An 8,197-nucleotide genomic window follows, 5' to 3' on the forward strand; every position below is an offset into this window, starting at 1 on the left:
GTCTCCATCCATCAACGGTTAAAGCAACGTTACGGATTAAATGATTATTATGCGAACAGTGCGGTTCAACAAGGACGCGCCCTTTTATCCGCGCAAAATGAATTGAAGAACATGCACATGCGTAATAAAAAAGAACAAATCAGCGCCGTTAAAAAAATAAAAGCGACGAAGGCGCGCTTGACGACCCTTCAAAAAATAAAAGGCTCTTTTGTCAAAGGAACACCGACGTTTAATAAGACGTCACCTGAACAACAAAAAGGGGCCTTTTTTGTTGTGACATATAAGTGCTACACACGCTTATTTTACTGCGCCTATGATTTTGAACATCAACACTTTGATGTTGAAATCAAACACCTAAAGTCTCGCTTGGGCCAATTGAACTTTAAGAAAGATCGATATGAAAAACAATTGATTCAATTGACAAACAAAGTGACGGGTGTGTGTTTCGGTAGTAAAAAACTCGCCCGCGGCCGGTTAACACAAAAGACGTATCACGCTCATCCTGAGCGTTGGCAGAAAGATTGGGCAGCAGCACGTTACGGTAAGATGACCATTTCTTGGCAATCAGGTAACTTTGTCTTTCATTATCACCCAGAAACGCATACCCTTACCTTTAAGGCTATCAATCAGTGTGTCATTAGTCTCTCTGACGTTGTTTTTCCTTATGGCCAAGATCATGTCCATCGTGCCATTCAGACACAAATGAACCTGAAAGATAAGAAAAAGTACGGGAAGCCAATCGGAAAATGAGTGAATTTGCTTATCAAAAGATGATCCTAGCGATCAAGTCAAGAGCCGAAAAAATGGGGGTTGCTGTCTACGTTGTTAATCCCGCTTATGTCATTGCCCGACGGGCAATGAACTTTAAAGAAAAACTCCCACCGATGTTGTATTCGCTTGTTCCAGAGCAGAAACAAGGTCTACATCATTGGGCCGGGTGGGCGTATATGATGCGTATCCTGTCTTTCGTCAGAACCCATGTGTTCTACCAGACAGAACGATTTGACCAAAGCAAGTTGTGTTCCTGGAACACACTATTTCCTCAAGAGGCTTTAACAGATGTTGAGAAAATAGGTTTGTGGCGGTTGGAAAGTAGAAAAACCTATGCTTAGTTGAACGGTCATGGGTCCCCTTTAGGATGTCCTTATGGAATCCCCTTCCTCAAACATTCGTGAGAATGTTAGGTGGGGGTAGTTCAATTGCTGGGGTTAATATAGTTATAAAGGTTTAAGTTTTTAAAAATAACCGATTGGTGCTAAGCCGAAGTTTGAAATAATTTCTACATCCTCCTCGTTAATATCTAAATAACTCGAAATATCACTCTTTAATTGCGTTTCGGAAAATTGTGAGGTTAAGCGATAGTGGTGTTTGCACTTCTTACTAGTTGCATATCGCCATGCGCCTAAGTAGCTTAAAGCAGATTCAATGTCAGGGCGCTCTTTTTCATAAGTAATAATCACAGTTCTCTCTGGAGACAATGAAGGTTCACTGTTCTTTACCAAATGCATCCTCTTTGTTAATTTTAAACCGAAAATTAAAAGGATAATCCATGTTAAAAGCATAAAAGGTATTGGGACGGGATAGTAACTAATTGTACTTTCATTCATACCTAAAATGATCATCAACAATACAAAAAATAAAACAGAGAGTTGATAAAGTATCATGAGGTTTTTTCTGATTTTTTTTAAATAGTTTGCTTCTGCATCACTAGTATCATTTAAAACGTTTAAATTATTTGTATAATAGTCACCTAGGTAACTGTACACGATTTTATAATTTGAAAAGTTCAAATCTTTTTCGACGGTTTTTTCAACGAAAGGTTTCTTCGCGAAATCTTTTAACTCAGTTACAGATTGAGTAAACTCAATCTGTAAAGAAGAGTTTTTCAAATCCTCATTTTTAGTGAAATGATAGAACCCGTGATGGACACTTTCTAAAATAAATCCTTTATTTTTTTGTGCAGTTAAATATTTTCTTTCGGATAAACTTCCTTTAAAGAAAAATTTTAATCTCTTCACCAGATTATTTCCTCTCTTGTTCTGTCATATCATACAGTAAGGTTAAAAATTCAATTTGTTTATTAAGAAGCTCTTTCCCGCTAGCGGTTAACTTATATTTTTTCTTATTATCCATTTCTGAAATCAAATCGATATATCCGTTTTCTTGATAGTAAGATAAACTTCTGTATATTGTAGCTGGACCAATCGTAACGTTTTTTTTAGTTTTTTCGGTGATGTTTTTCATAATCTCGTATCCATGAGAAGGTGTTTGTAGTACCCATAAGATTAAGAAATTTGCATAACTTAAAGGTATAGTATCCATTGTATTCCTCCTTTCGGTTAAGTCTATTATATATCCAAAATGAATATAACGCAAGTGGTTATATTCATTTTGGATATAATAAAAGAGTTTTGTAAATATGTACTAACTAAAAATTGATACAGCTTAAATTATTACAGTGTAATATACTTTGATAATTTCGCTTCTCTTGTGTAATCTAACAGAAATTATAAGTGCGTGTATGAATGCCGTTAAATCTATGGTATGTTAAGTGATGCAAGTTATTAAGATGTTAATTGGGGGATGAAAATGAATAAACGCTGGACCATTGATGAAATCAAAAAATATGTAGATGAAAATTCAACTAGCCAATTGCTGTCTACTGAATACTACGGTTATTCTCAAAAGTTATTATTTAAATGTGCTTGTGGAAATAATTTCGAGAAAACATGGGTAAAATTCAAAAGTAAAAAACAGCGCACTTGTGGTGAATGTTAATAAAGTTAATTTTTAAAATATAACTAAAGCAACTTTCTTAGAAGAGGAAAGTTGCTTTTTTGAATGAGTTAAGAGCGATGCTCAATGTAATCTGATGCATTACAAAAGTTGAACTATGAAAAATATATAAACGCACGAGAGGAAGAGGTAATAATCGTAGTCTATATTACTGGGCGTTTATGGATATAGTTGTATCTTCGACGTTTCCAACAACGATGGGTACATGTTTATTGCTTTATGTGTTAAGTGTGATGGAGAATGTGACGCGTGTATAAACGCATGTTTAGAAGAACAAGATCATAGAAAAAAACGTTTAGTGCCTTGGAACACTTCGTGATTGTGCTCAAATATGTAGGGAATCTATAGCGTGTATGTCCCGTCAAAGTTGATTTAATAAACAGTTCTGCTTACTATGTACCAACATGTGATACTCGTGAGGTTAAGTATGAACAATTTATAGATGCTTATTGTCAATAATAGGATTAAACCTGTCGGAAATTTTTAACGGTTTGTCGAGATAGGACTTCTCAGTAGTAGTGTCTAGGTCGATGTAAATAGAGTGCTCAATTAATAGGGAGTCTCTAGTATGGAAGGCGAATTTTTTGTTATGTGATCGATTAGGAATATACGTCTTAAAGATAATGACGATATAACTATTAACTTTGACCTTGTTTTGTCGATATTAAGTAAAAGTATGGATAAAAAATATAACAATCGATGTATGAGTGTTACCTATAAATACAATCATGGGGTGAATAGATTTTGAGTAGAGTGCTAGTTGCTAAGCAGCCAATATTAGATCGCCAAAGAAAAATGTATGCCTATGAATTATTATATCGATCAGATCGCGTCGGCCGACTTTGGGATGGTAATCAAGCCACCGTTGAAGTGGTCATTAATGCTTTTTTAAATATTGGCATTGAGCAGATAGCAGGACATTATCCAGTGTTTATTAACTTTACTGAAGAATTACTTCTTGCGGATCGCTTTGAGGAAGCTACGCCAAAGGATATAGTTATTGAAATACTAGAAGATGTCGAACTAACCCCAGCTATGATACGTAAAATAAAACGCTTAAATAAAGTCGGTTATCGTCTAGCGTTAGATGATGTGACGCAAACCCTTTATCTCAAGTGGGAGTCGGCCGGAATTATTCAGTGCCTAACGTATTTAAAAGTAGATTTCTTAAAGACGACCCGCTATGAACAAGACCTTATTGCGAAAAACATGAGAAAACACCATCCATCTGTCAGTTTAATCGCTGAGAAAGTAGAAACAATGGCGGACTTTAGTTTTGCTAAGGGAATAGGTTATCATTTATTTCAAGGTTTCTTCTTTATGGAGCCGGAAGTACTTGAAACATTTGAAATACCGGCCTATTACTTATCGTATATTCAATTGGTGAAAGAAATTGAACGAGAAGATGTTCAGCTGCTTACGTTGGCGAAAAATATTCAGAAAGATTTATCGCTCTCGTATAAATTGTTAAAGCTTATCAATTCACCTGCTTATCGCAGAATTCAAAAAGTTAATTCAATTGAGCGAGCTGTTGTCCTGTTAGGACAACAAGAATTAAAGAAATGGTTGTATATTCTAGCTTTGCGTGATATGTCAGAACAACCAGCGTTTAAACATGTGGAGCCACTAATTAAAAGTTCATATTACAGAGCAAAGATGTGTGAGAATTTAGCTGAACAGATGCGCTTGAGCGAGACGCAGGAAGCTTTTTTAGTAGGCTACTTCTCGCAATTACCAGCTATTTTACGTCAACCGATGGTACAATTGCTTCAAGCGCTATCGCTAAATGACACGATTGAACGTGCGTTAAAGGAAGAAGAAGGTGTTTTAACGGATTGTTTGCATTTGGCCATCGGTTATGAACAAGTGGACTGGGCGAATGTAGATAGCTTAACAGAGAAGTTAAGCTTATCAGAGACGGTTGTGCACGCGTGTTATAAAGATGCGAATAGTTGGATTTATACGCTGTTTAACCATACATGATGACTTTAAGCAGGATAAGAGAACGCTCTTATCCTGCTTTTTAATATGGGTTAAAGGACCGTCTGCTGCCCTCAGTTAGGAACTGGCTTTGTATTTAGCTGTATACTCTTTCATTTGGTGACATACAATGATGTAGCAAGTTTATGGCTAAGAGCAGTTAAGGGGGAGATATATTGAAGCGGTTAAAGTTTTTAGCTTGGTGCGGCTGCTTGGTTAGTTTGATTAGTATTATAAGTGTCTTAATTTATCCTGATGTTAGGCCGGTATATAGTCCGCTCCCGCTTGGGGATGTCCGAATTGTTATTGATCCTGGGCATGGCGGCATGGATGGTGGTGCTAGTTATGGTGGTATCTTAGAAAAAAATCTCGCGCTTATGGTTAGTTTGCGTTTGCGGGACCACCTAACGCTCCAAGGTGCCACGGTGATTCTTACTCGAGATGAAGATATTGACTTGAGTGACGCTGATAGTACAACATTAAGAGAAAAGAAGCGGTCAGACATTGTGAATCGGGCAAAATTAATTCAAAGCGAACAGCCGGATTTAGCAGTTTCTATTCACTTAAATGCGATAGATGAACCGGTCTGGAGAGGCGCGCAAACATTCTACTACCCTACTAATGAAGAAAGTCAGCTCTTGGCCGAAAAAATCCAATCTTCTCTAGTAAAGCGATTAAAGAACACCTCGAGGACGTCTTTACCAATTAGTCAGGTGTATTTATTAAAGGTAACTGAGCAACCAATAGCGTTAGTTGAGCTCGGTTTTTTATCTAATGATGAAGAACGCCAACTGCTTTTAACTACAGCTTATCAAGAGAAGTTAGCGATAAGCATTTTCTATGGTATCATCGATTACCTCTCTTCAAAAGACAAAGAATAATGCCTGTATGTTATACTACTTGTAGTATTTAGTCATGGTTTAGGGGGAATTCACAATGAAAACACAACAGGTAATGACAATCTTAAGGCCTGTGAAAGATCCATTTATACATAAACGCTTTGTCGAGATTGATGCGATTAAATCAGTCGAAGTAAATGAGGCGACGGACGAAGTGGCTATTGAGATTGCTTTAAGTAAATTAAATCAACCGGAGAATATAAAATTAAAAGAAGCATTGACAAATAAACTCCTGCAAGCAGGAGCGCGTGATGTGCGCATTGTTTTTTCTCAATTACCTGAGGAGCAATTAAAACAATACCCACAGTATCAGGTAATGATGTCCCCTCTGCTAAACGGTGTTACCAAGACCGCTTTTTTAGCCATTGCCAGTGGAAAAGGTGGGGTTGGTAAATCAACTGTAACAGCAAATTTAGCAGTTAACTTGGCTCGCTTAGGCAAAAAAGTTGGCATTATTGATGCGGATATCTATGGGTTTAGTATCCCTCATATGATGGGTTTATCTGAAAAACCCACGCTATCCGGTAATAAAATCATCCCTGTAGAAGCATACGGAGTAAAAGTGATGTCGATGGATTTTTTTGTTGAAGGCAACGACCCTGTTATTTGGCGTGGTCCGCGTCTTGGAAAAATGTTAAATAGTTTCTTTATTGAAGTTGAGTGGGGTGATTTAGATTACTTGTTGATTGATCTTCCCCCTGGAACTGGAGATATGGCACTGAACGTCCACACCTTATTACCGTTATCAAAAGAGATCATTGTCACGACGCCTCATAAAACTGCTGCTCATGTAGCGTCAAGGGCGGGGAAAATGGCGCTTAATACAAATCACGATATTATAGGTATAGTAGAAAATATGGCGTATTTTGAAAGTCAATTAACCAAAGAGCGTGAGTATGTTTTTGGTCAAGGTGGTGGTGAGTGGTTAGCGAAAGAATTAAATGCCCCACTACTTGCTACTATACCTTTAGGGCAACCTGATGGTTTGGATACTGCTACATCAATTTATCAAGATGAAGAGCCGATTGGATGGTTATATAAGAAAATGGCAGAAGCGGTTATTGCTGCTGTTCAATAGTGAATGTCTAGATATTGATTATGAAAATTAAAGATAAAAAAGCTGAAGCGGCCGTATTACTCAATACGTTCAATCTTCAGCTTGTCTTCTTCAAACAATAGTTGTGATACATGAATTAGGTTAAAACCACTGTCATTAAGTAGCTGCCCTACTTGCAAGGTGAGTTCTGTAGCTGCTGCAATGTTGTTTTCTATATTTATAGCAATAATGTCTCCTGATCTGATATGAGAAAGCAGTTCTTTGCTTTTATCTGTAGTTAAAAGATGGTGAGGTTCAGCTAATGTTAATTTAGCGCCAATTGTTGTGTACCCGTTTGTTGCTATTTGCTTTAATTGTTCTGGTGTTGCGTTGCGTTGCCGGATAAGTGTAATTTCAGGAGGTAACTGGTCTACTTGTGTTTCTTGTTTATAATCTATCCATCCTCCCCATTCAAATAAAGATCCATCATTCTCGTTAAGGGTCTCGTTTAATTCATTGATAGTAGTGGTATGGTAATAATTAAACGGTAAAAAAATTGTGAGGGTCATGTCACTGTTTTTAAGTTCTTGTAGCAAATAAGGTAAGAATTGTTTATTTCCTGTATAGGTGATTGAAAGGCTGACGGCTTGGTCATGCCTGACGACGTGATGAATGGAAAATGGTGGTGGAGTTGGCAAGTATGTTGGTACAGATTGATTAAATATTTCTTTGATAAAGATGATGTGTAGGATAGAAATAATACATAAGATGACAGCAACAAAGGAAAAGCGGTAAAGTAGTTTTTTATGAAAGGTGATATACAATTGCTACACCTTCTTTCAATGATGTTAATAGAGTGTATGTTTATGAAGGTGATTTAATACCGTGAGGTTTACCAGGCAATTGAATAGGGTAAATACACATTGTGACTCATAAGGGATCATCAGTGATTAGAGTTGATTTGCATCTTTTTTTAAAAAAGTATTGCAACCCTTTTTGAGATATGCTATATTAGTTTCTGTTGTCGCAAAGAGCGCGTCAAAAACAACAAAATTTAATTAAAACTTTATTTTAAAAAGTTATTGACGAAATCAGAAAACGATGATAAGATAATTCTCGTCGTAAAAAACGACAACACACACATTTGACCATTGAAAACTGAATAACACACACAGTAAGTTAAGAAATAAAGTAAGACAAGCTAGTGCTTGAAACCAGAGTAAAGTATTACTCATCAATTTTATTGAGAGTTTGATCTTGGCTCAGGACGAACGCTGGCGGCGTGCCTAATACATGCAAGTCGAGCGCAGGAAACTAAGTAGATCCCTTCGGGGTGATACTTTGTGGAATGAGCGGCGGACGGGTGAGTAACACGTGGGCAACCTACCTATAAGACTGGGATAACTCATGGAAACAGGAGCTAATACCGGATAACCGGTGCGTTCGCATGAACGCACTTTAAAAGGCGGCATTTGCTGTCACTTAT

General features: G+C 37.1%; 9 protein-coding genes, 1 rRNA gene and 1 pseudogene. 8 read left to right on the top strand and 3 right to left on the bottom strand.

The features are described 5' to 3' along the window. Both BM163_RS01940 and BM163_RS01945 read left to right on the top strand, forming a co-directional pair. A pseudogene (locus BM163_RS01940) lies at window positions 1-750 on the top strand (IS200/IS605 family accessory protein TnpB-related protein); the annotation flags it as partial. Between the two features lie 53 nt (window positions 751-803). After that, the gene (locus BM163_RS01945) at window positions 804-1,112 is read left to right on the top strand and encodes a hypothetical protein (protein WP_177200247.1); all 309 of its coding nucleotides are present in this window, start codon (window positions 804-806) and stop codon (window positions 1,110-1,112) included. Window positions 1,113-1,235: 123 nt separating this feature from the next. Here the strand turns inward: BM163_RS01945 and BM163_RS01950 are convergent, their stop codons facing one another. Together BM163_RS01950 and BM163_RS01955 are read right to left on the bottom strand one after the other, a co-directional pair. Next, window positions 1,236-2,018, bottom strand: a complete 783-nt coding sequence (locus BM163_RS01950; protein WP_089799675.1) for a hypothetical protein — start codon at window positions 2,016-2,018, stop codon at window positions 1,236-1,238. A 4-nt stretch (window positions 2,019-2,022) separates the two neighbouring features. After that, entirely contained in the window at window positions 2,023-2,322 is a 300-nt protein-coding gene (locus tag BM163_RS01955) for a PadR family transcriptional regulator (RefSeq protein WP_089799677.1), read from the bottom strand. Window positions 2,323-2,589: 267 nt separating this feature from the next. Here BM163_RS01955 and BM163_RS01960 point away from each other — a divergent pair, with 267 nt between their 5' ends. From BM163_RS01960 to BM163_RS01975, 5 genes are all read left to right on the top strand, one after another. Then, entirely contained in the window at window positions 2,590-2,778 is a 189-nt protein-coding gene (locus tag BM163_RS01960; RefSeq protein WP_089799679.1) for a hypothetical protein, read from the top strand. A 223-nt stretch (window positions 2,779-3,001) separates the two neighbouring features. Further along, the gene (locus BM163_RS14260) at window positions 3,002-3,115 is read left to right on the top strand and encodes a four-helix bundle copper-binding protein (RefSeq protein ID WP_503826025.1); all 114 of its coding nucleotides are present in this window, start codon (window positions 3,002-3,004) and stop codon (window positions 3,113-3,115) included. Between the two features lie 434 nt (window positions 3,116-3,549). Continuing rightward, window positions 3,550-4,779: an EAL and HDOD domain-containing protein gene (locus BM163_RS01965; protein ID WP_229675519.1), complete on the top strand. Its 1,230-nt coding sequence runs from the start codon at window positions 3,550-3,552 to the stop codon at window positions 4,777-4,779. Window positions 4,780-4,952: 173 nt separating this feature from the next. Then, window positions 4,953-5,657, top strand: a complete 705-nt coding sequence (locus BM163_RS01970; RefSeq protein ID WP_089799682.1) for an N-acetylmuramoyl-L-alanine amidase — start codon at window positions 4,953-4,955, stop codon at window positions 5,655-5,657. 55 nt (window positions 5,658-5,712) lie between these two features. Further along, a complete protein-coding gene (locus tag BM163_RS01975) occupies window positions 5,713-6,753 on the top strand; it encodes an Mrp/NBP35 family ATP-binding protein (RefSeq protein WP_089799683.1) in 1,041 nt (346 codons plus the stop codon). A gap of 56 nt (window positions 6,754-6,809) precedes the next feature. On the opposite strand, the gene BM163_RS01980 is transcribed toward BM163_RS01975, so the two are convergent. Further along, on the bottom strand, window positions 6,810-7,535 hold the full coding sequence (locus BM163_RS01980; RefSeq protein WP_089799685.1) for a hypothetical protein: 726 nt from the start codon (window positions 7,533-7,535) through the stop codon (window positions 6,810-6,812). Window positions 7,536-7,950: 415 nt separating this feature from the next. On the opposite strand from BM163_RS01980, the gene BM163_RS01985 reads away from it, so the two are divergent. After that, window positions 7,951-8,197: ribosomal RNA gene (locus tag BM163_RS01985) — 16S ribosomal RNA — on the top strand; the annotation flags it as partial.

The organism is Halolactibacillus alkaliphilus, from assembly GCF_900115465.1.
In the GTDB taxonomy this organism is placed as follows: domain Bacteria; phylum Bacillota; class Bacilli; order Bacillales; family Amphibacillaceae; genus Halolactibacillus; species Halolactibacillus alkaliphilus.

What these genes read in the sequence shown, in the direction of transcription:
- BM163_RS01945 (WP_177200247.1), top strand. Translation starts at nt 804, where the DNA reads ATGGGGGTTGCTGTCTACGTTGTTAATCCCGCTTATGTCATTGCCCGA.
- BM163_RS01955 (WP_089799677.1), bottom strand. Translation starts at nt 2,322, where the DNA reads ATGGATACTATACCTTTAAGTTATGCAAATTTCTTAATCTTATGGGTA.
- BM163_RS01960 (WP_089799679.1), top strand. Translation starts at nt 2,590, where the DNA reads ATGAATAAACGCTGGACCATTGATGAAATCAAAAAATATGTAGATGAA.
- BM163_RS14260 (WP_503826025.1), top strand. Translation starts at nt 3,002, where the DNA reads ATGTTTATTGCTTTATGTGTTAAGTGTGATGGAGAATGTGACGCGTGT.
- BM163_RS01975 (WP_089799683.1), top strand. Translation starts at nt 5,713, where the DNA reads ATGAAAACACAACAGGTAATGACAATCTTAAGGCCTGTGAAAGATCCA.